Genomic DNA, 26546 nt, shown 5'->3' with positions numbered 1-26546 from the left:
GTTCATGAGTAAGGGAGAATCCAAAGAATACCGTACCAGGTTAAAGGAGATTACATCCGTACTTCATAAATATGGAATCACCAGGGGAATTACGCCTCAGAAACTCCGGATGATACTGGAGGATCTGGGGCCTACTTATATTAAAATCGGTCAGATTATGTCACTGCATTCAGACATTTTACCGAAAAGGTATTGTGATGAACTGATGTGTCTGCGTTCAGAAGTAACTCCGATGGAATTTCCGGAAGTAAAAGAAGTAATCGAACAGGCATATGGTTGTCCGTGGAATGAAATATTTGCATTTATTTCCGATACACCACTGGGATCAGCATCCATTGCACAGGTCCACAGAGCAGAACTGCTCAGCGGTGAACAGGTTGTTATCAAGGTTCAGCGAACAGGCATTTATGAAATTATGGCAAGAGATATCGGACTCATTCGGAAGGCAGTAAAGCTGATGCCGCCGATCAGTCTGAAAGGAATGGCTGACTTCGACCAGGTACTGGATGAACTTTGGAATGTGACACGGGAAGAGATGAATTTTCTCACCGAAGCATCGAATATGGAAGAGTTTGCCAGAAGGAATGCGGATGTCGTATATGTAAGAACACCGAAACTATATCAGGAATATACAACCATGCATGTGCTGGTCATGGAATACATCGAAGGGCCTGCGATCGATGATAAAGAGAAACTTCTGGCAGGCGGATACGATCTGGAAGAGATCGGGATCAAGCTGATCGATAATTATATCAAACAGGTGATGGAAGACGGTTTCTTCCATGCAGATCCCCACCCGGGAAATGTAAAGATCCAGGATGGCAAGATTGTATGGATCGATATGGGAATGATGGGAAGACTGACCGAACGGGATAAAGAACTGATCGGAAAAGCAATCCGCGGCATTGCAGAAAATGATATCGGCATGATCCAGGAAGCAGTCATGGCACTGGGTGAATTTAAAGAGAAACCAGATCAGAGCGTATTGTATGAAGATATCAGTGAACTGATGTCGAAGTATGGGTCCTTAGATATGGGAGAGATCGATGTTGCAGAAGTGATGATGGATCTTATGGAAGTGATGAAGGAAAATAAGATCCGTATGCCGCATGGTCTGACGATGCTGGCAAGAGGATTGACTAACATGGAAGGCGTGCTTGCAGACATTGCTCCACAGATCAATATGATCGAGATCGCATCCAGACATATTTCAGAGAGTATGTGGAAAGATCTGGATTGGAAAAAAGAATTAAAACATGCAGGAAAGAATCTTTACCGTTCGATGCATAAAGCAGTAGAAGTCCCGGGACTTGCGGCGGATGCACTACATGGTCTGATGAAAGGTCAGACAAGAGTTAACCTGGATCTGCATGCATCCAACGATCTGGCACAGTTACTGAGGCGTCTGGTGCGGAATGTGGTAATGGGATTGTGGGTGATGGCATTGCTGATCAGTTCAAGCATTATCTGCACTACCAATATGAGCCCGAAGATCTGCGGAATCCCGGCAATTGGTGCGATTGGGTATTTATTTGCATTTGCGATTGTGATGTATGTGCTTATTAAGCATATTCTTTCCAAATGAATTTGGGATTTATTCTCAGTTTTATGGGCAAATATGCCGACAAAATGATACGAGAATCTGTATTTGTACCAAAAAATGAACAAAATAACAGTCGGAATCGCTAGACTTTTGATGATACAGGAGATATAATAAAACCATACACGTCAATATATGATTTGTACTATTATCAAGGAGGAACAACGAAAATGGCAAGAAAAATGAAGACCATGGATGGTAACCAGGCCGCAGCTCATGCTTCATATGCATATACAGAAGTTGCAGCAATTTACCCTATTACACCATCATCCGTTATGCCGGAACATGTAGATGAATGGGCTACAGAAGGAAGAAAGAACATATTTGGACAGACTGTTCAGGTAACAGAGATGCAGTCAGAAGCTGGTGCTGCAGGAGCAGTACACGGATCTCTTTCTGCTGGTGCTCTGACAACAACATTTACAGCATCACAGGGACTTCTGTTAATGATTCCTAACTTATATAAAGTAGCAGGAGAACAGCTTCCTGGAGTATTTAACGTATCCGCTCGTGCGCTTGCAAGCCATGCACTGAATATCTTCGGAGATCACTCTGATGTTTACGCCTGTCGTCAGACTGGTGCAGCAATGCTTTGCGAATCCAGCGTACAGGAAGTTATGGACTTAACACCAGTTGCACACTGCGCAGCATTAAAAGGAAAACTTCCATTTATCAACTTCTTCGATGGATTCCGTACATCACACGAGATTCAGAAGATTGAGACATGGGATTACGAAGATCTGAAAGATCTGGTAGATATGGACGCAATCGATGCATTCAGAAATCATGCACTGAATCCAAATCACCCATGCCAGAGAGGTTCAGCTCAGAACCCGGACATTTTCTTCCAGGCAAGAGAAGCATGTAACCCATACTACGATGCTATGCCGGCTATCGTACAGGAGTACATGGACAAAGTTAACGAGAAGATCGGAACAGATTACAAACTCTTCAACTACTACGGAGCAGCAGACGCAGAGAAAGTTATCATTGCTATGGGTTCTGTATGTGACACAATCGAAGAGACAATCGATTACTTAACAGCAGCTGGGGAAAAAGTTGGTGTTGTTAAGGTTCGTCTTTACAGACCATTCTGTGCACAGGCATTAATTGATGCAATTCCTGACACAGTAAAATACATCAACGTACTTGACAGAACAAAAGAACCAGGAGCTCAGGGAGAGCCATTATTCCTGGATGTTGTTTCTGCATTAAAGGGATCTAAGTTCGACGCAGTACCGGTTAACGGCGGACGTTACGGATTAGGATCTAAAGATACAACACCTGCACAGATCGTTGCAGTATTCAACAACGCAGACAAAGAAAGATTCACAATCGGTATCAACGATGATGTTACAAATCTTTCACTTGAAGTTGGTGCACCACTGGTTACAACACCAGAAGGAACAATCAACTGTAAGTTCTGGGGACTTGGAGCTGACGGTACTGTAGGAGCTAACAAGAACTCTATCAAGATCATCGGTGACAATACTGACATGTATGCACAGGCTTACTTCGACTATGACTCTAAGAAGTCTGGTGGTGTTACAATGTCTCACCTGCGTTTCGGTAAGAAGCCAATCAAATCTACTTACCTGATCCACAAGGCTAACTTTGTAGCATGTCACAACCCATCTTATGTAAACAAATACAACATGGTTCAGGAATTAGTTGACGGAGGAACATTCCTTCTGAACTGCTCTTGGGATATGGAAGGTCTTGAGAAACATTTACCAGGACAGGTAAAAGCCTTCATCGCTGATCACAACATCAAGTTCTACACAATTGATGGTATTAAGATCGGTAAAGAGATCGGACTTGGCGGACGTATCAATACAGTCCTTCAGTCAGCATTCTTCAAACTGGCATCTATCATTCCGGAAGAAGAAGCAATCGATCTGATGAAGAAAGCTGCAAAAGCTACTTACGGAAGAAAAGGTGACAAGATCGTACAGATGAACTACGATGCTATCGATGCCGGTGCTAAACAGGTAGTTGAGATCGAAGTTCCGGAATCTTGGAAATCTTGTGAAGACGAAGGATTATTCACACCAGAAGTTAAGGGTGGAAAAGACGATGTTGTAGCATTCGTTAAGAACATCCAGTCTAAGGTTAATGCTCAGGAAGGAAATACTCTGCCAGTATCTACATTTACTGACTATGCAGATGGATCTACACCATCAGGTAGTGCAGCATATGAGAAACGTGGTATCGCAGTAGATATCCCTGTATGGCAGTCAGAAAACTGTATCCAGTGTAACCGTTGTGCATACGTTTGCCCACATGCAGTTATCCGTCCGGTAGCACTTACAGAGGATGAACTTGCAAAAGCTCCAGAAGGAACAAAAGCAATCGATATGATCGGTATGCCGGGAATGAAATTCACTATGACTGTATCAGCATATGACTGTACAGGATGTGGATCTTGTGTAAATGTATGTCCAGGTAAGAAGGGTGAAAAAGCTCTTGTTATGGCAAACATGGAAGAAAATGCAGCAGAGCAGGATATCTTTGATTTCGGACGTGAGATCGAGGTTAAACCAGAAGTTGTTGCTAAATTCAAACCAGAGACAGTTAAGGGAAGCCAGTTCAAACAGCCATTACTTGAGTTCTCAGGAGCTTGTGCAGGTTGTGGAGAAACACCTTATGCAAAACTGATCACACAGTTATTTGGTGACAGAATGTACATCGCTAATGCAACAGGATGTTCTTCAATCTGGGGTAACTCTTCACCGTCTACACCATACACAATGAACTCTAAGGGACAGGGACCTGCATGGTCTAACTCACTGTTCGAAGACAACGCAGAGTTTGGATATGGTATGTTACTTGCTCAGAAAGCAATCAGAAAGAGACTGAAAGAAGAAGTTGAAACTGTTGCAGCATCAGAGCAGGCTTCAGCAGAGGTTAAGGCAGCTTGCCAGGAATACCTCGATACATTCGCATGTGGTATTACAAACGGAGATGCTACAGATAAATTAGTTGCAGCATTAGACGGATGTGACTGCGATACATGCAAAGACATCGTTAAGAACAAAGACTTCCTCGCTAAGAAATCTCAGTGGATCTTCGGTGGTGACGGATGGGCTTACGATATCGGATTTGGTGGAGTTGACCACGTATTAGCAAGTGGTGAAGACATCAACATCATGGTATTCGATACAGAGGTTTACTCTAACACAGGTGGACAGTCTTCTAAGGCTACTAAGACTGGTGCTACAGCTCAGTTCGCAGCAGGCGGAAAAGAGACGAAGAAGAAAGACCTTGCAAGCATGGCTATGAGCTATGGATATGTATACGTTGCACAGATCGCTATGGGTGGAGACTTCAACCAGACTGTAAAAGCAATTGCAGAGGCTGAGGCTTATCCGGGACCATCTCTGATCATCGCATACGCTCCATGTATCAACCATGGTATCAAGAAGGGTATGAGCAAAGCTCAGACAGAGGAACAGTTAGCAGTAGAATGCGGATACTGGAACAACTTCAGATTCAATCCTGCAGCTGAAAAGGGAAGCAAGTTCACTCTTGACAGCAAACAGCCTAAGGAAGAAGATTACCAGGCATTCCTTGACGGAGAAGTTCGTTACAATGCTCTTAAGAGAGCTAATCCGGAAAAGGCTGCAAGACTCTTCGCTAAGAATGAGGCAGAGGCTATGGAAAGATACGATTACCTGTCAAAACTGACAGACCTTTACAAAGTAGAGGAGTAATCATATCTGATTAGCAATAGAATAGTATAAATCATGACTCCCGCAGATTCGAAAGGATCTGCGGGAGTTTTGCGTTGCCATGCATTTGCCATATTGTATTGACAAAATAGATCAAAGATGATAAAAATATTATTATATGAATAATGAGACTAGATAGAGGCGCAGGTTTCATCAGTAAGGCAGAACAACAGATAAAGGGAAATCATTTCTGCCTGAAAGGGAAAACTGCCGAAGGAAGATATCATCCCTTATTATATTCGAGATATACTTCCTGGGACGCAGCAGAATATGCTGCGGACTGTCACTTCAGTAAGTGGAGCGCTATCGGAGTATATAGAAGATATAAGAGTTTAATTATGTAATTTGTATTTAGAGTTATATAGAGGACATAAATGAAGTGTTGAATGATCTGAAAATACGGACGTCCTGCTTATAAGATGATATATGCCATGAGCAATCCACGCAGAGGAAATTGTTCATGGTATTTTTTTGGAAAAAAACGAAGGAGAGAGTTATGAGAAAAAGAAAAAAATTACTCTTTGCCGTACTCACCTGCCTCATGATCTTTGCATGCGGTGCAATTACCGTATTTGCGGCAGATGGAGGAAAAGAGTATGTACCAAAGATGTATTCATCATTCTGGGCACTGGTACCCCCAATTGTGGCAATTGGTCTTGCACTGATCACGAAAGAAGTGTATAGTTCCTTGTTTGTCGGAATTGCGATCGGAGGAATCTTCTGGTCTAATTTCCATTTTGAAAAGGCAGTATTGCATATATTTGAAGATGGAATCGTAGGAGTACTGACAGATAGCTATAATATGGGAATCCTGGTATTCCTGGTTATTCTTGGAATTATGGTCTGCATGATGAATAATGCAGGAGGTTCGGCAGCATTTGGGCGTTGGGCTAGTATTCACATCAAGACAAGAGTTGGGGCACAGCTTGCAACGATCGTGCTTGGAATCCTGATCTTTATTGATGATTATTTTAATTGCCTGACAGTTGGAAGTGTTATGCGTCCGATCACAGATAAGCACAATGTATCACGTGCGAAACTGGCGTATCTGATCGATGCGACAGCGGCACCGGTATGTATCATCGCTCCAATCTCATCATGGGCAGCGGCTGTAACAGGATTTGTAAAAGGTGAAGATGGATTTTCTATTTTTATGCGTGCGATTCCATATAACTATTATGCTTTACTCACAATTCTTGCAATGGTTTTGATCGTAGTGCTTAAGATTGATTATGGCCCGATGAAATTACATGAAGATAATGCTGTAAAGGGTGATATCTATACTACACCGGACAGGCCATATGCAAATGCTGAGAATGAGATCGTAGAAGAAAAGGGAAAAGTGATCGATCTGGTATTCCCGATAGTGGTTCTGATCATTTTCTGCATCTGCGGTATGCTTTATACAGGAGGCTTCTTTAGTGGAACAGGCTTTGTTAAAGCATTTTCGGCAAGTGATGCATCGGTTGGTCTGATGCTTGGAAGTTTCTTCGCATTGGTTGTTACGATTGTATTCTATGCACTTAGAAAAGTACTTAAGTTCCGTGAATCTATGGAATGTGTTCCGGAAGGATTCAAGGCTATGGTACCTGCAATCCTGATCCTGACATTTGCATGGACATTAAAAGCAATGACAGACAGTCTTGGCGCAGCAGAGTATGTGGCTAATGTTATGCAGTCCGCAGCTGGAGGATTATTAAACTTCCTGCCTGCAATTATCTTCCTCGTAGGATGCTTCCTTGCATTTGCAACTGGAACATCATGGGGAACATTCGGAATCCTGATTCCGATCGTAGTAGCGGTATTCCAGGGAACGAACGAGACTATGATGATCATCTCTATCTCAGCTTGTATGGCGGGAGCTGTATGTGGAGATCATTGTTCGCCTATTTCGGATACAACGATCATGGCATCCGCGGGAGCGCAGTGTAATCATGTCAACCATGTAACGACACAGTTACCGTATGCGGCAACCGTTGCAGTTGTTTCCTGCATTACTTATGTAATTGCCGGATTTGTTCAGAATGCATTGATCTGTCTTCCGATCGGTATGGTACTTCTGGTAGCAGCTTTACTGCTCATGAAGAAGAGAACAGAAAGCCATTCATAAATGATTTGTTAAAAAATTAAAATTAGCAGAGACTTCAAAGACTCTTTGCCTTGCATAAAAGTATGTGGCGCAAAAGTTGCTTTGGAGTCTTTTTTTGATAGGTGCAGAATAATAAGAAAGGTGTTATAATATCTTGCATGAGTGGCAATTATTCCAGTAGATATATTGCGGGGCAGAAGAATCTTCTGCTTTGGGGAAATGGAAGATTGCAGACGAAAGGAGAACATAGAAATTCATGAGTGTAAAAGACTTAAGTGCTTACGAATTAGTAAAGGAAGAAGATTTAAAAGGGATCAAATCCCACGGAATGCTGTTAAAGCATAAGAAGAGCGGGGCAAGGATCTTACTGATAGAAAATGATGATGACAACAAGGTATTCAATATCGGATTCCGTACACCGCCGTCAGACAGTACCGGAGTACCACATATCATGGAACATTCCGTACTGTGTGGATCTAAGAATTTCCCGGCGAAGGATCCGTTCGTAGAACTGGTAAAGGGTTCACTGAATACATTTTTAAATGCAATGACTTATCCGGATAAGACGGTTTACCCGGTAGCAAGCTGTAATGATAAGGATTTCCAGAATCTGATGCATGTATATATGGATGCGGTATTCTATCCGAATATTTATCAGCATGAAGAGATCTTCCGTCAGGAAGGCTGGAGCTACAAGATGGATTCTCTGGAAGATGATCTGGCTTACAACGGTGTTGTATATAATGAGATGAAGGGAGCATTCTCTTCACCGGAAGGTGTGCTGGACAGAGTGGTATTGAATACACTGTTCCCGGATACCTCATATGCGAACGAATCTGGCGGGGATCCGGAAGTGATTCCGGAACTTACGTATGAGCAGTTCCTGGATTTCCACAGAAGATATTATCATCCGTCAAACAGTTACATTTACCTGTATGGAAATATGGACATGGAAGAAAAATTAAACTGGCTGGATCAGGAATATCTGAGCAAATTCGACTATGCGCCGGTAGATTCCAAGATCCGCTATCAGGAACCATTTGATAAAGTAATCGAAAAAGAGATGCCATATTCCATAGCAAGCGATGAATCAGAAGAGGATAATACTTACATTTCTTACAATAAAGTTATTGGAACAAGTCTGGATGAGAAGCTGTATCTGGCATTTGAAGTATTGGATTATGCATTGTTATCTGCACCGGGAGCACCGCTTAAGAGAGCACTTACGGATGCCGGGATCGGAAAAGACATTATGGGATCGTATGACAACGGAATTTACCAGCCAATCTTTTCTGTCATTGCGAAGAATGCGAATGTAGAACAGAAAGAAGCATTTGTGAAAGTAATCGAGGATACATTAAAAGATATTGTTGAAAATGGAATGGATAAGAAAGCTCTAGAAGCCGGAATCAATTATAATGAGTTCCGTTACAGAGAGGCGGATTTCGGAGGTTATCCGAAGGGACTGATGTACGGACTGCAGATTATGGACAGCTGGTTATACGATGACGAAAAACCATTTATCCATATCGAAGCGCTGGATACATTCGAGTTCTTAAAGGCACAGGTCGGAACAGGATATTATGAAGAACTGATCCGCAAATATCTGTTAGAGAATACGCACGGTGCGATTGTGCTGATCAAGCCGGAAAAAGGACGTACTGCAAGAATGGACAAAGAACTTCAGGAGAAGTTACAGGCATACAAAGAAAGCCTTACAGAAGAAGAAAGAAAAGAACTGGTAGAGCGTTCCAATGCATTAGAGGCATATCAGTCAGCACCGGATGCAGTAGAAAATCTTGAGAAGATCCCGGTTCTTTCAAGAGAAGATATTTCAAAAGAGATTGAGCCGATCATCAATGAAGAAAAAAGAATCGCAGATGTACCGGTAGTTTACCATGAGATTGAGACAAATGGCATCGGATACGTGGATGTGTTATTCGATATGTCAGGTGTGGAAGAAGCAGATCTTCCGTATGTCGGAATCTTGCAGGGAGTACTTGGAGTCATTGATACCGAGAATTATAAGTACGGAGAACTCTTTAATGAGATCAACGTGCATACCGGCGGTATCGGAACATCACTGGAACTGTATACAGACATTTCCAAAGTGCCGGAAAAAGAATTCAAAGCAACATTTGAAATCAAAGGAAAGGCATTATATCAGAAGCTGCCAGTCGTATTCCGGATGATGGAGGAGATCCTGACACGTTCGAAACTGGGAGATACCAAGAGAATCAGAGAGATTCTTGCAATGCAGAAGTCAAGACTTCTTATGAAATTCCAGTCTTCCGGACATACAACAGCAGTGCTTCGTGCGATGTCTTATGCATCTCCGTCATCTAAGTTAAAAGACATGACAAGCGGTATCGAGTTCTATGATAAGATCGCTTATATCGAGGAACATTTTGAAGAAGAAAAAGACGTATTGGTACAGAAGCTTCAGATGCTGGCTCATAAGCTGTTCCGTGCAGACAATATGATGATCAGTTACACGGCTGCAAAAGAGGGCCTGAACGGCATGGAAGAGCTGGTAGAAGGTCTGAAGAAAGCAATGTTCGAAGATCCGGTGGAAGATACCAGATGCGTACTGCACTGTGAGATGAAGAATGAAGGATTCAAGACTGCTTCCAAAGTTCAGTATGTGGCAAGAGTCGGTAACTTTATTGACAATGGAGCTGACTATACAGGAGCACTGCAGATATTGAAGGTGATCTTAAGTTATGATTACCTGTGGCAGAATATCCGTGTCAAAGGCGGAGCTTATGGATGTATGAGCGGATTCAGCCGTACCGGAGAAGGATATTTTGTATCTTACCGTGATCCGAACCTGGAAAGAACAATGGAAGTCTATGAAGGCATCGCAGATTATCTGAGAAACTTTACTGTCAGTGACCGTGACATGAACAAATATATTATCGGAACCATGAGTAACATTGACCAGCCGATGACACCGTCTGCAAAAGGAGAACGTTCATTTAATCTGTACATGAATAAAGTCAGTGCAGAGACGATCAAAAAAGAACGTCTTCAGATCCTGGAGGCAGGTCAGGAAGACATCCGAAAACTGGCAGATGTCGTAGAAGCGGTAATGAAAGCCGGACAGATCTGCGTGATCGGAAGCGAAGAGAAGATAGAAGAAGCAAAAGATATGTTTAAAAATGTGACAACATTTTAGGTGTCTTCAATAGTAAAAAGAACAGGAGAAAATATGAAAAAGGATTATAAATCAGGATTTGTAACATTGATTGGCCGTCCAAACGTTGGAAAATCAACTCTGATGAACCAGCTGATCGGACAGAAGATCGCGATTACATCGAATAAACCACAGACGACACGTAACCGTATCCAGACTGTACTTACAACAGATGACGGTCAGATTGTGTTCGTGGATACACCGGGAATCCATAAAGCAAAGAACAAGCTTGGGGAGTATATGGTCAATGTGGCAGAACGTACATTGAATGAAGTTGACGTGGTGCTCTGGCTGGTAGAGCCGACAACATTTATCGGAGCAGGTGAACAGCATATCATCAGTCAGCTTAAGAAAGTAACGACACCGGTTGTACTGGTCATCAATAAGATAGACAGTGTAAAGAAGGAAGATGTTCTTCCGGCCATCGCTGCGTACAAAGATGTCTATGACTTTGCAGAAATCGTTCCGGTATCTGCGAGAAACGGTGACAATACCGATGAGCTTGTAAAAGTGATCATGAAATACCTTCCGTACGGACCACAGTTCTATGATGAAGATACCATTACAGATCAGCCGGAGCGTCAGATTGTGGCCGAACTGATCCGTGAAAAAGCACTGCACTGCTTGCAGGAAGAGATTCCGCACGGTATCGCAGTTGCCATTGACAGTATGAAAGTCAGAAATAAAGTGATGCACATCGATGCAACAATTATCTGTGAGCGCGATTCACACAAGGGGATAATTATTGGTAAAAAAGGAAGTATGTTGAAAAAGATCGGAAGCACTGCTCGTTATGAGATTGAGAAAATGCTGGATCAGCAGGTGAATCTCAAGCTCTGGGTCAAAGTAAAGAAAGACTGGAGAGACAGTGAATTTTTGATGAAAAATTTTGGATACCGCGAAGATGAATAAAAAGCAGTGCCCATGGGAGAACCTAATCTTAGAGCATTAAAAAATATGCCCTGGCAAAGGATGAGGTGATCATATGGAAGAGTACTGGGACAGATTCGTCGCATCAGGTAAGATAGAAGATTATCTGTATTATAAAGGTATGAGTATCTGTGAGGAGACGATAAACAGATACAAAGAAGGAGATACAATTGGTAAATCAGATTACACTGACTGGCATGATACTGACAGCAGCACCGATAGGTGAATATGACAGACGAGTGGTAATACTGACCAGAGAAAGAGGGAAAATCTCGGCATTCGCACGTGGTGCAAGAAGACCGAACAGTGCACTGATGGGAGTGACGAGCCCTTTTTCATTTGGAGAGTTTACTGTATATGAGGGGCGGACATCTTATACGCTGGTGTCGGCCTCTGTTTCCAATTATTTCCAGGAATTGCGTACGGATGTAGAAGGTGCCTATTACGGATTCTATTTTATGGATCTGGCCGGGTATTATGCAAGAGAAGCGAACGATGAGACCGAGATGCTGAAGCTTCTGTATCAGACGCTCCGGGCACTGACGAACATACATATCCCGAATGAACTGATACGGTGCATTTACGAATTGAAGACCATTACCGTGAACGGGGAAGGTCCGCAGGTGATGGAATGTATCATGTGCGGGGATAAGGAGCGGGAAAAAGTATTTAGTATACGGAGAGGCGGCGTGATATGCACGCAGTGTGCCGGCCATATTTCCGATGGAATCCGGCTGCTTCCGTCGACATTATATACATTGCAGTACATCGTATGTTCCCCGGTTGAGAAATTATATACTTTCGTTGTAAAAGAAGATGTGCTTGGAGAACTAAAGAATCTGACGAAAGCGTATCTGGATGAATATCTGGGAAAACGCTTCAAATCATTGGAGATATTGGAAACAATTGTACGATAAGGCTTGAAAACAAAGAGGGCAGACGCTATAATTAAATTCAATTACGAATATTTTGAGAAGGTGAGGATGAAAAAATGGCAGAAAAGACTATGGATAAGATCGTTTCATTGGCGAAAGCAAGAGGATTTGTATATCCGGGATCTGAGATCTATGGCGGGCTTGCGAATACATGGGATTATGGTAATCTCGGAGTAGAATTGAAAAACAATGTAAAAAAAGCATGGTGGAAGAAATTCATTCAGGAATCTCCGTTCAATGTAGGTGTGGACTGTGCGATCCTTATGAATCCACAGACATGGATCGCAAGTGGACATCTCGGAGGATTCAGTGATCCTCTGATGGATTGTAAACAGTGTCACGAACGTTTCCGTGCGGATAAAGTCATCGAAGATTATTGTGCAGAGAATAACATTGAACTGGATGGTGCGGTAGATGCATGGACACAGGAGCAGATGAAGAACTTTATCGATGAGAATCAGATTCCATGTCCGACATGTGGAAAGCATGACTTTACTGATATCCGTCAGTTCAACCTGATGTTCAAGACATTCCAGGGAGTAACAGAGGATGCGAAGAATACGGTATATCTCCGTCCAGAGACTGCACAGGGAATCTTCGTAAACTTCAAGAATGTACAGCGTACCTCTAGAAAGAAACTGCCATTTGGTATCGGACAGATCGGTAAATCATTCCGTAATGAGATCACACCTGGTAACTTCACATTCCGTACCAGAGAATTCGAACAGATGGAACTGGAATTCTTCTGCAAACCGGACACAGACCTTGAATGGTTTGATTATTGGAAGAAGTTCTGTCTGAACTGGCTGTCTGCATTAGGACTGAAAGATGATGAAGTACGTTACCGTGATCATGATAAAGAAGAGCTTTCTTTCTACAGTAAAGCAACAACAGACGTTGAGTTCTTATTCCCATTCGGATGGGGAGAACTGTGGGGAATCGCTGACCGTACAGATTACGACTTAACACAGCATCAGAATGTATCCGGACAGGATCTGACATACTTTGATGATGAGACAAAGGAAAAATACATCCCATACGTTATCGAGCCGTCACTCGGTGCAGACCGTATGGTACTTGCATTCCTTTGCAGTGCTTATGATGAAGAAGAGATCGGAACAGAGGAGAAGCCTGATACACGTACAGTTCTTCACTTCCATCCGGCACTGGCACCGGTTAAGATCGGTGTGCTTCCGCTTTCTAAGAAGCTGAATGAAGGCGCAGAGAAAGTATTTGCACAGTTAAGCAAGAAATACAACTGCGAATATGATGACCGTGGAAATATCGGAAAACGTTACCGTCGTCAGGACGAGATCGGAACACCATTCTGTGTAACATACGATTTCGATTCTGAAGAAGACGGAGCAGTAACTGTCCGTGACAGAGATACCATGGAACAGGAAAGAATCAAGATTGAAGATCTGGATGCTTACTTTGAGAAGAAATTCGAGTGGTAAGAATCAGAAAATCGAAGCATAAGAGATAAAACAAGAGACCGTGGAATCGGCTATGTATGCCAAAGTGCATGCATGGCGGTTTCACGGTCTTTTTTTATATATGCAGGTATGTAGAAATTGATTTGTGCATAATGTACAAAAAAATAAAATATAAAATAAAATATTGATTTAAAATGAATGAAAGAGTATATTTATAGAAAAGACTTAATTCATTATTCGTAAAATCTATAAGTAAGGAGGAAAGACTTTGGATAAACTGAATAATATCGTATTATTGATTCAACATTATCTGGCAGATTATATTTTGATCATTCTGCTGTTAGGAGGAGGTGTTATATTTACGATCCGGCTCGGATTTATCCAGATACGTGGATTTAAGGCCGGGTGGAAAAGAACGTTTGGCGGACTGTTTTCGAAAAAAGGAACGGCGGGAAAAGACGGTATGTCATCATTTCAGGCACTTGCAACGGCTATTGCAGCACAGGTAGGAACGGGGAATATTGCAGGAGCGGCAACAGCATTGGCAATAGGCGGACCGGGAGCGATTTTCTGGATGTGGATTGCGGCATTTCTTGGAATGGCGACCATTTTCGGAGAAGCTATTATGGCTCAGAAATATAAGCATGTAGGAAAAGACGGGCATGTAACAGGCGGACCGGTTTATTATATCCAGGCGGCTTTCAAAGGTACTTTTGGAAAAATCCTGGCAGCTGTCTTTTCTGTTCTGATCATTTTTGCACTGGGATTTATGGGAAATGCGGTACAGTCCAACTCGATAGCGTCAGCATTTCATACTGCATTTGGTATACCACAGATAGTGGTGGGGATCATTATAGCGGTTATCGCATTGTTTGTATTTGTCGGAGGAATTTCCAGAATTGCAAAAGTTACAGAGACGATTGTTCCAATCATGGCATGTTTTTATATTATCGGATCACTGATTGTAATCTTTGCAAACTTTAAAGAAATCCCATATGCATTTTATTCTATCGTTGTAGGTGCTTTTAAACCGTCTGCAGTCAGTGGCGGAGCAGTGGGAGCAACGGTAAAGCTTGCACTCACAAAAGGTGTGGCAAGAGGACTGTTCTCGAATGAAGCAGGTATGGGATCGACGCCTCACGCACATGCGGTAGCGAAAGTAGAACATCCGGTAGAGCAGGGATTTGTAGCAATGATCGGTGTATTCATTGATACCTTTGTAATTCTGAATCTGACGGCACTGGTGATTATTACAACACAGTCGATTCCGACAGGGCTTACAGGTACAGCGCTCAGCCAGTATGCATTTTCGAGTGTATTCGGAAAATTCGGTAATGTATTTATTGCAATCTGTATGTTCTTTTTCGCATTTTCGACGATTATTGGCTGGTATTTCTTTGGGCAGGCCAATGTGAAATATTTATTTGGAAAAAATGCAGTAAAGCCGTATGCGGTTCTGGTTTCGCTCTGTGTATTGTTAGGTTCACTTGCACAGGTTGATTTGGTATGGAATATGGCAGACTGTTTCAATTCATTGATGGTAATTCCTAATATTCTTGCATTGTTCTTCCTGAGCAGCCAGATGAAAGAATTGCATGACGATTACTATCATAATTTCTTAAAAAATAAAAAAGTAAAATAAAGAAAAAAGACTTTGTGAATAATGAATAAGTGAAAACGAAAAACGGAGGGAAAATAGAAAAATATACAAAAAGCAGATTACATAATTGTTCAAAACAACTAAAAAAAGATAAAAAAAGATAAAGTATTGCAATATAAATAACAATGATGTAATATAGAGGAAGAAAATAAATGATATAAAAATTTTCTATAACTGAAAAGAAGAGTGGGATGATATTTCTCAAGAGAGAGCTGCCAGGGCAGCCGCCGAAGAGGCAAACCGGTATCGAAAAAAATGGAGAAAAACCGGACGAAACTTTCAGGCAAAAGGACGGAGAAAGGGACTACATTCTGAATCTTGTACTGTAAGAGGAATTAGATTTAACAGGACGAAAGACAGAAAAGGACGTTTGAACGCAGTAACTGGCGTGGAGCGTCCTTTTTATTTTCTAAGGCTGGTTGAAATAACATAAGAGAGGATGGACATGAATGAGTAAGTATATGGTGATCACAAATAATCCGCTTGTACGATCCAGGCTGGATGATACACATGAGGTAATCTATCTGGAACTCTCTTATGAAGAACTTCTGAAGGTAGTAAGGGACAGAATTTACGAAGGCCACAGATTATTGACACATCCATTATCAGGAAGTGTAAAACCAAAGGAAACACCGTACAAATCTGTGCTGATATCTGAGAGAAAGGAGAAGGTGGATGGGGAATCTGTCAGATTGATTGAAAATGCGATTCTGGTATGTCAGAAATTTCAAGATAAAAGTAAGTATTACAAAGAAGAAGTTTATAAGGATTTTCAATTGGTTGACTGGACTTTATTAGAGAGCGGACTGGCGTCTGCGGATGTCTGGTAGAAGACAGTGATAAAAGAGGTTGTAAAACGGGCAGCGTTTTATAAAAGAAGATGAAAAAAGGAGGAAAAGATCGTGAGATTAGAAATGGGGAATATTTACATTAAGGATATCCAGTTTGCGGATACATCAAAGATTGAAGATGGAATCCTGTATGTAGATAAAGGAGCTGTAAAAGCGGTAGCATTGGAAGATGAGCATATCAAAACAGTCACTTTTGATATTGCGAAACCAGGAGAATCAGTAAGAATCACACCGGTAAAAGATGTGATCGAACCAAGAGTAAAAGTTGAGGGAAAAGGCGGGGTATTCCCGGGAATTATTTCAAAAGTTGATACCGTTGGTTCCGGAAAGACATATGCATTAAAAGGAATGGCTGTTGTAACAGCAGGAAGAATCGTCGGTTTCCAGGAAGGTATCATTGACATGACCGGACCGGGAGCTGATTACACACCATTTTCCAAGACATTGAATCTTGTTATGGTCTGTGAACCTGTAGAGGGAATCAAACAGCATGAATATGAAAAGGCAGTCCGTTTCGCGGGATTCAGGGTTGCAGCGTACATCGGAGAATTAGCACGGAATCTTACACCGGATGAGACAAAAGTATATGAGACATGCGGTATCAAAGAAGGAATCACACAGTATCCGAATCTTCCGAGAGTTGCATATGTCCAGATGCTTCAAAGCCAGGGACTCTTACATGACACTTATGTATACGGAGTGGATGCAAAGAAGACACTTCCTACAATCTTAAGTCCTACAGAGATCATGGACGGAGCAATCGTCTCCGGTAACTGTGTATCTGCATGTGATAAGAATCCTACATATGTACATGAGAATAATCCGGTTGTTCATGATCTGTTTGAAGAACATGGAAAGACACTGAACTTTGTATGTCAGATCATTACAAATGAAAATGTATACCTTGCAGATAAAGAAAGATCTTCTGACTGGACAGCAAAACTGTGTAAGATGTTAGATTTGGATGGCGTTATCGTATCACAGGAAGGATTTGGTAATCCGGATACAGACCTTATTATGAACTGTAAGAAGATCGAAGCAGAAGGCATCAAGACTGTAATTATTACAGATGAGTATGCCGGACGTGATGGAAAATCACAGTCTCTTGCGGACGCAGATGTGGCAGCAGATGCGGTTGTAACAGGTGGTAATGCAAATGAAGTTGTTATCCTGCCAAAACTTGATAAAGTAATTGGAACTTTAGATTATGTGACAAAGATCGCCGGAGCAAGTGAAGATACACTTCGCGAAGATGGATCTCTTGAAGTAGAACTTCAGGTCATCACAGGTGCAACAAATGAGACAGGTTTCAATAAGCTGAGTGCAAGATAGAAGAGGGAGGATAAGAATATGTCTAAGATAAAAGTAGTTCATTATATCAACCAGTTCTTTGCACAGATTGGTGGAGAGGAAAAAGCAGACTATCCTGCAGAAATTCGTGTTGGGGAAGTTGTAGGACCTGGTCTGGCACTGACACAGAATTTTAAAGATGAAGCAGAGATTATTGCAACAGTTATTTGCGGAGATTCTTACTTCAATGAGAACCTTGAAAAAGCAAAAGCAGATATTCTTGCAATGGTAAAAGAGCAGGCACCGGATGTATTTATTGCAGGACCGGCATTCAATGCAGGACGTTATGGTGTGGCTTGCGGTACAATTGCGGCAGCTGTTCAGGAGGAACTTGGAATTCCTGCAGTTACAGGTATGTATGTAGAAAACCCTGGAGCAGATATGTTCAAGAATGATGTCTACATGATCTCAACAAAGAACAGTGCGGCAGGTATGAGGGATGCAGTGAAGAAACTTGCTCCGTTGGCAGTGAAACTGGCAAAAGGAGAAAAAATCGGTTCATCTGCAGAAGAAGGATATATCCCAAATGGTGTACGTGTAAACTTCTTCGAAAAAGAAAGAGGATCCAAACGTGCCGTTAAGATGCTGATCAAGAAATTGAATGACAAGCCATATGTAACAGAATATCCGATGCCGAATTTTGACAGAGTAGAACCAAATCCGGCAGTGAAGGATCTTGCACATGCGAAGATTGCCCTGGTTACTTCCGGTGGTATCGTTCCAAAGGGAAACCCGGACCACATAGAAAGTTCAAGTGCTTCTCACTATGGAGAGTATGATATTACAGGAGTTACAGATCTTACAGAAGAGACATATGAGACTGCACATGGCGGATATGATCCGGTATATGCGAATGAAGATCCGGACCGTGTACTTCCGGTAGATGTTCTTCGCGATATGGAAAAAGAAGGTGTGATCGGATCGCTTCATCATCTGTTCTATACAACTGTAGGAAATGGAACATCTGTAGCATCCGCAAAAGCATTTGCAGCAGAGTATTCGCAGAAATTAAAGGCTGACGGAGTAGATGCCGTTATCCTGACCTCCACCTGAGGTACCTGTACTCGTTGCGGTGCAACGATGGTAAAAGAAATCGAAAGAGCAGGAATTCCTGTTGTACATATCTGTACAGTTACTCCGATTTCTATGACAGTTGGTGCAAATAGAATCGTACCGGCGATCGCTATTCCACATCCACTCGGTAATCCGGCACTGGATCAGGAAGAAGAAAAGAAATTACGCCGTGGAATCGTAGAAAAAGCTCTGGAAGCTTTGACTACGGAAGTTGACGGACAGAAAGTTTTTGAATAGTACATGTGAATATAGAAGGAGATATAACGTAAAATGAGTGAGATTTATGACGTTATCATTCTGGGTGCAGGTCCTGCCGGTCTGGCGGCGGGACTGTATGCAGGAAGAAGCCGGCTCAATGTTCTGATCATCGAAAAAGGTCAGGATGGAGGTCAGATCGCAATTACTGACGAGATTGAAAATTATCCGGGTCAGATTGTAGAAGGGGAATCCGGACCATCCCTGATTGCAAGAATGACAGAGCAGGCAGAAAAATTCGGGGCAAAAAGGGTATCCGATATGATCAAAGAAGTAGAACTTGAAGGAGAGGTCAAGGTTCTTAAGAGCGAAAAGAATGGATATCGCGGAAAAAATGTGATCATTGCAACGGGCGCACATGCAAGACCGATCGGATGCAAAGGAGAAGGACAGTTCAGGGGAAAAGGTGTTTCTTATTGTGCAACATGTGATGCGAACTTTTTTGAAGATTTTGAAGTATATGTAGTCGGCGGTGGGGATTCCGCGGTAGAAGAGGCTATGTATCTGACAAAATTTGCAAGAAAAGTTACGATCATTCACAGAAGAGATGAACTGCGGGCTGCAAAATCAATTCAAGAAAAAGCATTCAAGAATCCGAAGCTTTTCTTTATGTGGGACAGTGTCGTAGAAGAACTGGAAGGTGACGACATCCTTCAGGCAATGTATGTGAAGAATGTTAAGACCGGAGAAGTAACAAAAGTCGAAGCAGATCCGGAAGACGGAATGTTCGGGCTGTTCGGATTTATCGGAACGGTTCCGAATACAAAGATCTTTGAAGGAATCATTGATATGGATGAAAGAGGGTACATTAAGACGGATGCTGATATGCATACCAATATTCCGGGTGTATATGCAGCAGGAGATGTACGTGTAAAGAGCCTGCGTCAGGTGGTAACAGCGGCAGCAGATGGTGCGATCGCAGCTGTTCAGGTCGAACGCAGCATGTCAGATTATTTTTAGGAGAAACTCCGGAATTTAACCGGGTCATTATAATAAAAAAAGGAGGAAAAATGACATGATAGATGTAGATAAGACTACGTTTGAAGAAGAAGTATTAAAAGCAGAAGGTTATGTATTTGTTGACTTTTATGGAGATGGATGTGTTCCTTGTCAGGCACTGATGCCGAAGGTACATGAATTTGCAGATACTTATGGGGACAAACTCAAATTCACATCGTTAAATACAACAAAAGCACGCCGTCTTGCAATTGCCCAGAAAGTTCTTGGACTTCCTGTAATGGCAATCTATAAAGACGGGGAAAAAGTAGAAGAGCTGGTAAAAGATGACTGTACAGCTGAAGCAATTGAAGCAATGATTAAGAAATATATCTGATTCTCGAGAGGTAATTTCTAAATCATAGATGAATGACCTTGATAAGGTTTAAATAAAAAAGAAAGGAGATCGTAATTATGGCTATTTTAGAAGGGAAAAAAGCAATAATTATCGGAGACCGTGATGGAATTCCGGGACCGGCTATCGCAGAATGTGTAAAAACTGCAGGTGCTGAGATCGTATTCTCATCTACGGAATGTTTCGTCTGAACGAGCGCAGGCGCAATGGATCTGGAAAACCAGAAGAGAGTAAAAGAATTCGCTGAAGAATATGGTGCAGAGAACTTGGTAGTAGTTCTTGGCGCAGCAGAAGGAGAGGCTGCAGGTCTTGCAGCTGAGACTGTAACTTTAGGCGATCCTACTTTCGCAGGTCCATTGACAGGGGTCCAGCTTGGACTCACGGTATATCACGTATGCGAACCAGAGATGAAAGAAGAGTTTGACGAAGCGGTTTATGATGAGCAGGTAAGCATGATGGAAATGGTATTAGATGTTGATGATATCATTTCTGAGATGCAGGCTATCAGAGATCAGTTATAGTCCGAAGTTTCTCATACGAATGAAAAGGACAGGTCCGTTGTGTTCCTACAGGGACTGTCCTTTTTCTAAATTTCAGGGTATTTATTTTGAGGTAAATGGAAAGGTGGATAACCAATGAACAGTGTAATTAAAGGGGCAAGTTATGTATTAGTACATACACCAGATATGGTTTTATACAACGGAACAACACAGACAACAGAAAGAGTTGTGAATCCGGATTCGGAATATTTAAAAGCAGTACCGGAGCATCTCCGTTCTTATGAAGAGGCAGTGTCTTACTGGCCGAATCAGACTTATATCGGTAATGCACATCCGGATGAACTTGCCGAAATAGAATTCCCGTATTATGACAAGAAAAAAGAAGGGGCAGAACGTTACGGAAAATATGGAGAGATCATGCCGGAAGAAGAATTCTTACTTCTGGTACAGGCATGTGATATGTTCGAAGTAGTGAGACTGGACAAAGCATTTGTTGAAAAATATAAAGAAGCATTTGCAAAAGATCCGGTGATCTCTGATGACATAGTTGAAAAAATCCATGAAGGGGTGGAACTTTCTGAGATCGAAACGCTGATCAGCGAAGATCATGCGGAACCATTATATTTTGAGCATCAGTTAGTGGGCTGTGTAAAACCGGCACATGACATTGATGTGAACCTGTCTTCTCATGTTATGCATGAAAATCTTATGAGCAAGGCTTCCAGTGTACTTGCCCTTCTCTATGCTGTGAAGAATGCAGGAATTGAGAAATCAGATGTTGAATATGTAATTGACTGTGCGGAAGAAGCTTGTGGAGATATGAACCAAAGAGGCGGCGGTAACTTTGCGAAGGCGGCAGCAGAGGTGGCAGGTCTTGTCAATGCAACCGGATCAGATGCCAGAGGATTCTGTGCAGCACCGACACATGCACTGATCGAGGCAGCCGCACTGGTAAAAGCAGGCGCGTATAAGACGGTTGTCGTTACAGCAGGAGGCTGTACTGCAAAACTTGGTATGAACGGAAAAGATCATGTAAAGAAAGGCCTTCCGATCCTGGAAGACTGCCTGGGAGGATTTGCAGTTGTTGTATCTGAGAATGACGGAGTGAACCCGGAGATCGATCTCGGAATGCTTGGACGCCACAGTGTGGGAACCGGTTCTGCACCGCAGAATGTAATCGGAAGCCTGGTAGCAGACCCGCTTGACCGTGCAGGAATGAAAATTACGGATATCGATAAATTCTCACCGGAGATGCAGAATCCGGATATCACAAAACCGGCAGGAGCAGGAGATGTACCGCTTGCCAATTATAAGATGATCGGTGCACTGGCTGTTAAGAGAGGCGAGCTGGACAGAAAAGAACTTGCAAACTTTACAAAAGAACATGGCCTGACCGGATGGGCACCGACACAGGGTCACATTCCTTCCGGTGTCCCATATGTAGGATTTGCAAGAGAAGACATTCTGGATGGAAAGATTAAGAATGCAATGATCATCGGAAAAGGAAGCCTGTTCCTTGGACGTATGACGAACCTTTTCGATGGGGTATCATTCGTTATTCATGGCAATACAGCAGCTGTACAGGAAGAAGCTGCCGGTGTATCTGAGGAAGAAGTAAAGGGACTGATCGCAAAGGCGATGAAAGAATTTGCAGCAACCCTGATGGCTGAATAGGGGGTGTGCAGGATGGCAGATAAGATTGAAAAAATCATTGCAGACACATTTCTGCAGATGGCAGAAGGTCTGGAGACCGGAAACTTTGGAAAGAAACCGAGGATTGCACTGACCGGAATGGGTAGCGAACATGGAGAAGAGAATGCCATGGAAGCCGCAAAGATGGCAGCAAAAGATGGAATTGACGTATATTATATCGGAACACTGGAAGCAGATGGCGTTACTACCGTGAAGGTAGCAGATGATGAAGAAGGTCATAAGAAGATGGAAGAAATGCTTGCATCGCATGAAGTAGACGGTGCGGTAACGATGCATTTCCCATTCCCGATTGGTGTATCGACGGTTGGACGTGTTGTGACTCCGGCGAAGGGAAGAGAGATGTTCATTGCCAATACAACCGGAACTTCCAGTTCAGACCGTATAGAAGGAATGATCAAAAATACAATCTATGGAATCATAGCTGCAAAGGCGTGTGGTAAGGAGCATCCGACAGTGGGAATCCTGAATGTGGATGGTGCACGCCAGACGGAGATGGCATTAAAAGAACTTGAGAAAAACGGATACGACATTACGTTTGCTGAATCAGCAAGAGCTGACGGGGGGTGTGTAATGCGTGGAAATGATGTACTGCAGGGAACACCGGACATTATGGTATGTGATTCGCTGACCGGAAATATCATGGTGAAGATGTTATCTTCTTACACAACAGGAGGCAGCTTTGAAGCATCCGGATATGGTTATGGCCCTGGTGTCGGGGAAGGTTATGAACAGCTGGTTATGATTGTATCCAGGGCGTCAGGAGCACCGGTGATCGCAGGCGCAATCCGTTATGCGGCGGAGCTGGTAAAAAGTAAAGTATTTGAGATCGCAAAGAAAGAATTTGTAGCAGCAGACAAAGCCGGTTTAAAAGATATTCTGGCGGCAAGAAAACAGATGTCGAAACCGGCATCGGAAGCCATAGAAGTAAAGGCTCCGCCAAAAGAGATCGTGACATCCCAGATTGCGGGAATAGAAGTTATGGATCTGGAAGATGCGGTGAAAGTACTGTGGAAGCAGAACATCTATGCAGAGAGCGGAATGGGCTGTACAGGACCGATTATCCGTGTGTCTGATGCGAATCTTGCAAAGGCAGAAGAGGAGCTTAAAAAGGCAGGATATATCAGTTAAAGGATAACGGAATCCAATGGTTTGAGTGAAAAAATAAGAATAAATACGGGAGTGGAAGAATCAATAGAAAGATTCTTCCACTCCCGGTATTTTTTAATATGGAATAGAAGCTGCCAGTGGCAGCTTCTATGTATTATTTCCGACCGCGAAGTCTCTTTTCACGGATATCAGCAATGGCTGTATAAAGTACATCGGATGAAGAATTGAGGCCTGTCTCACAGGAATCCTGGATAACTCCGATGATAAATCCAACACCGACAGCCTGCATGGCAACATCATTCGGTACACCGAAGAGGCTGCAGGCCATAGGGATAAGAAGAAGAGATCCGCCGGCAACTCCAGAAGCACCTGCGGCACTTAATGCAGCAAGTACACAGAGAATGATCGATGTAAGAAAATCTACATGGATATCCAGTGTATGAGCGGTAGATAAAGCCATTACAGAGATTGTGATCGCAGCCCCTGCCATGTTGATCGTAGCTCCAAGTGGAATGGAGATAGAGTAGGTATCTTCGTCCAGACCAAGTTTCTTACAAAGTTCCATATTAACCGGAATATTGGCAGCAGAACTTCTGGTGAAGAATGCTGTGATAAAGCTTCCTTTCAGACAGGTAAATACCAGTGGAAATGGGTTCTGTTTTGTGAAAATAAATACAATGACTGGATTGATAATGAAGATAACAACAGCCATACTTCCAACCAGAACGAGGATTAACTTTCCATAAGAAAGTAATGCATCCAGTCCCTGTTCTGAAATCGTAGAGAAGATCAGTCCCATGATACCGAACGGAGCACAGTTGATGATCCACTGAACTGCGGTCGCCGTTGCATCGGAAATGTTCTCCAGTGCATCTTTTGTTCCCTTGTTCGCATGTTTTAATGCAATTCCAAAAATAACTGCCCAGAAAAGAATACCGATATAATTAGCATTGACAATGGAATCAACCGGATTCTTAACGAGATTGTTCAAAAGGTTGGTGAGCACTTCCGCAATTCCGCTTGGCGGAGTGATATCGGTAGCAGAAGCAGTGTCTGTAAAGGTCAGTGTTACTGGGAATAACCGGCAGGCAATAACGGCTACAAAGGCAGATACAAGGTTACCAACCATGTACAAAATGATAATAAATTTTAAATTGGTCTTCTGACCAGACTTCATGTGGCAGAGTGCACTCATAACCAGGAAGAATACCAGAAGCGGGGCGATTCCTTTCAGTGCTCCGACGAACATGGTTCCGAGAATCGAGATTACGGATGCCTGCGGAACAACAAGACCAAGAACCAGACCAATGATCAATCCGCAGATGATCCGTTTGATTAGGCTGATGCTGTTCCATTTTTTGATTAAATCTTTCATTGTTTTTTTGGCAGGATTTTTTTGAATCCCGCACCCCTCTCTTTTGTTTTTTTGCTTTTCGCAAGTATGATTATGATTATACAGGAAAAGAGCAGGAAAGTAAATATTATTTTTGGTGCAAAATGACAAGAAAAAGGAAAAAGTATGTGAAAAAATTGTCATATTAAACAAAAAAATATCGTTTAGAGGTTGTGCATATGCAGTAAGAGTGGTATAATAACCATTGTTAATAAAGAGATTGCCATCTGGGGAGATGGTGTTTTTGGGAGGTCATATAATATGCAATTAAATAGTGATGGTCTGATGTGGGCACTAGTAAAGGAAAAACCGGAGGAAGGACTGTGGATGAAGCGTGTTCCGATTCCGGAAGTAGGACCGAATGATGTGAAGATCAAGATCCACAAGACAGCAATCTGTGGAACGGATGTACATATTTATCAGTGGAATGACTGGGCACAGCATACGATTCCGATCGGCCTTACAGCAGGTCATGAGTATGTTGGAGAGATCGTAGAAAAAGGGGAAGGTGTACAGGGGTTCAAGATCGGTGATCTGGTATCCGGTGAAGGACATATTACATGTGGAAAATGCCGTAACTGTCTGGAAGGACACAAGGAGAACTGTAAGGATGCGAAAGGTGTCGGCGTGAACCGTAACGGAGCATTTGCGGAATATCTTGTGATTCCGTCAAGTAACGTATGGCCATGTAATCCGAACATTCCGGAAGAGATGTATGCAATTTTTGATCCATTTGGAAATGCAACACATACAGCACTTTCTTTTGAAGCACTGGGGGAGGATGTGCTGATCGCCGGAGCAGGCCCGATCGGATGTATGGCAGCAGCAATCGTGAAGTTCTCGGGTGCAAGACATGTTGTGGTAACGGATATGAATCCATACAGACTGGAACTTGCGAAGAAGCTGGGAGCAACAAGAACAGTTAACTTAAAAGAAGAGAATCTGAAAGATGTCATGAAAGAGATCGGAATGGCAGAAGGATTTGATGTCGGTCTTGAGATGTCCGGATCACAGGTGGCATTGGATGATATGATCCACAATATGAAGCACGGCGGACACATTGCACTGTTAGGATTACAGAGAACAGATGCTAAAGTAGATCTTGAGACAGTAATTTTCAACGGATTACATCTGAAAGGAATCTATGGACGTAAAGTATGGGATACATGGTACAAGATGTCTACGATGTTACAGGCAGGACTCGATATCTCAGATATCATCACACATCATTTTGACATCAAAGATTTCCAGAAAGGATTTGACGCTATGATCTCCGGTAATTCGGGAAAAGTCATTCTGGACTGGGCACATGTAAATGACTAAGAAGAGTGCATGGAACAAAGTAGGAAAAAGGCAGAATAAAAATGGAGAGGTT

General features: G+C 42.5%; 19 protein-coding genes and 2 riboswitches. Of the genes, 18 read left to right on the top strand and 1 reads right to left on the bottom strand.

The features are described from left to right. The first annotated feature begins 4 nt into the window (after window positions 1-4). From NKF87_RS10080 to grdD, 17 genes are all read left to right on the top strand, one after another. The gene (locus NKF87_RS10080) at window positions 5-1585 is read left to right on the top strand and encodes an ABC1 kinase family protein (RefSeq protein ID WP_117598217.1); all 1581 of its coding nucleotides are present in this window, start codon (window positions 5-7) and stop codon (window positions 1583-1585) included. A gap of 185 nt (window positions 1586-1770) precedes the next feature. Next, a complete protein-coding gene (gene nifJ / locus NKF87_RS10075; RefSeq protein WP_006426368.1) occupies window positions 1771-5313 on the top strand; it encodes a pyruvate:ferredoxin (flavodoxin) oxidoreductase in 3543 nt (1180 codons plus the stop codon). A gap of 146 nt (window positions 5314-5459) precedes the next feature. Continuing rightward, window positions 5460-5645, top strand: a riboswitch (Lysine riboswitch). Window positions 5646-5827: 182 nt separating this feature from the next. Next, a complete protein-coding gene (locus tag NKF87_RS10070) occupies window positions 5828-7441 on the top strand; it encodes a Na+/H+ antiporter NhaC family protein (RefSeq protein WP_253583532.1) in 1614 nt (537 codons plus the stop codon). A 235-nt stretch (window positions 7442-7676) separates the two neighbouring features. Then, a complete protein-coding gene (locus NKF87_RS10065) occupies window positions 7677-10598 on the top strand; it encodes an insulinase family protein (protein WP_195257111.1) in 2922 nt (973 codons plus the stop codon). 33 nt (window positions 10599-10631) lie between these two features. Continuing rightward, the gene (gene era, locus NKF87_RS10060; RefSeq protein ID WP_006426363.1) at window positions 10632-11528 is read left to right on the top strand and encodes a GTPase Era; all 897 of its coding nucleotides are present in this window, start codon (window positions 10632-10634) and stop codon (window positions 11526-11528) included. Between the two features lie 73 nt (window positions 11529-11601). After that, a complete protein-coding gene (locus tag NKF87_RS10055) occupies window positions 11602-11772 on the top strand; it encodes a hypothetical protein (protein ID WP_155515226.1) in 171 nt (56 codons plus the stop codon). Further along, window positions 11744-12463, top strand: coding sequence for a DNA repair protein RecO (gene recO / locus NKF87_RS10050; protein WP_006426361.1), 720 nt, complete (start codon window positions 11744-11746; stop codon window positions 12461-12463). The genes NKF87_RS10055 and recO overlap by 29 nt, the downstream gene beginning before the upstream one ends. 74 nt (window positions 12464-12537) lie before the next feature. After that, entirely contained in the window at window positions 12538-13938 is a 1401-nt protein-coding gene (locus tag NKF87_RS10045; RefSeq protein WP_028087060.1) for a glycine--tRNA ligase, read from the top strand. Window positions 13939-14185: 247 nt separating this feature from the next. Then, on the top strand, window positions 14186-15559 hold the full coding sequence (locus NKF87_RS10040) for an alanine/glycine:cation symporter family protein (protein WP_044919436.1): 1374 nt from the start codon (window positions 14186-14188) through the stop codon (window positions 15557-15559). Between the two features lie 210 nt (window positions 15560-15769). Next, window positions 15770-15882: riboswitch (glycine riboswitch) on the top strand. A gap of 144 nt (window positions 15883-16026) precedes the next feature. Beyond that, the gene (locus NKF87_RS10035) at window positions 16027-16407 is read left to right on the top strand and encodes a GrdX family protein (RefSeq protein ID WP_006426357.1); all 381 of its coding nucleotides are present in this window, start codon (window positions 16027-16029) and stop codon (window positions 16405-16407) included. A gap of 72 nt (window positions 16408-16479) precedes the next feature. Then, window positions 16480-17760, top strand: a complete 1281-nt coding sequence (locus tag NKF87_RS10030) for a glycine/sarcosine/betaine reductase component B subunit (protein WP_253583530.1) — start codon at window positions 16480-16482, stop codon at window positions 17758-17760. 18 nt (window positions 17761-17778) lie between these two features. After that, on the top strand, window positions 17779-19089 hold the full coding sequence (gene grdB, locus NKF87_RS10025) for a glycine reductase complex selenoprotein B (RefSeq protein WP_081021049.1): 1311 nt from the start codon (window positions 17779-17781) through the stop codon (window positions 19087-19089). 33 nt (window positions 19090-19122) lie between these two features. After that, window positions 19123-20067, top strand: a complete 945-nt coding sequence (trxB, locus tag NKF87_RS10020; protein WP_253583528.1) for a thioredoxin-disulfide reductase — start codon at window positions 19123-19125, stop codon at window positions 20065-20067. Window positions 20068-20122: 55 nt separating this feature from the next. After that, window positions 20123-20440 (top strand): thioredoxin TrxA, encoded by a 318-nt coding sequence (gene trxA, locus NKF87_RS10015; protein ID WP_022415097.1) that lies wholly within the window; start codon window positions 20123-20125, stop codon window positions 20438-20440. 77 nt (window positions 20441-20517) lie between these two features. Next, complete coding sequence (grdA, locus tag NKF87_RS10010; protein WP_080656513.1) at window positions 20518-20979, top strand: glycine/sarcosine/betaine reductase complex selenoprotein A; 462 nt, start codon at window positions 20518-20520, stop codon at window positions 20977-20979. Window positions 20980-21093: 114 nt separating this feature from the next. Beyond that, a complete protein-coding gene (grdC, locus tag NKF87_RS10005; RefSeq protein WP_117598214.1) occupies window positions 21094-22632 on the top strand; it encodes a glycine/sarcosine/betaine reductase complex component C subunit beta in 1539 nt (512 codons plus the stop codon). 12 nt (window positions 22633-22644) lie between these two features. Then, window positions 22645-23799, top strand: coding sequence for a glycine/sarcosine/betaine reductase complex component C subunit alpha (gene grdD / locus NKF87_RS10000; RefSeq protein WP_117598213.1), 1155 nt, complete (start codon window positions 22645-22647; stop codon window positions 23797-23799). 133 nt (window positions 23800-23932) lie between these two features. On the opposite strand, the gene sstT is transcribed toward grdD, so the two are convergent. After that, the gene (gene sstT, locus NKF87_RS09995; RefSeq protein ID WP_022415100.1) at window positions 23933-25153 is read right to left on the bottom strand and encodes a serine/threonine transporter SstT; all 1221 of its coding nucleotides are present in this window, start codon (window positions 25151-25153) and stop codon (window positions 23933-23935) included. Window positions 25154-25432: 279 nt separating this feature from the next. Here sstT and tdh point away from each other — a divergent pair, with 279 nt between their 5' ends. Continuing rightward, window positions 25433-26494, top strand: a complete 1062-nt coding sequence (gene tdh / locus NKF87_RS09990; RefSeq protein ID WP_117598212.1) for an L-threonine 3-dehydrogenase — start codon at window positions 25433-25435, stop codon at window positions 26492-26494. Window positions 26495-26546 lie beyond the last annotated feature (52 nt).

This window comes from Dorea longicatena (assembly GCF_024168045.1).
Lineage (GTDB): Bacteria > Bacillota > Clostridia > Lachnospirales > Lachnospiraceae > Dorea_A.
Note: the sequence above shows the minus strand (reverse complement) of the source record. Positions and strands in the feature narration are given on the sequence as shown.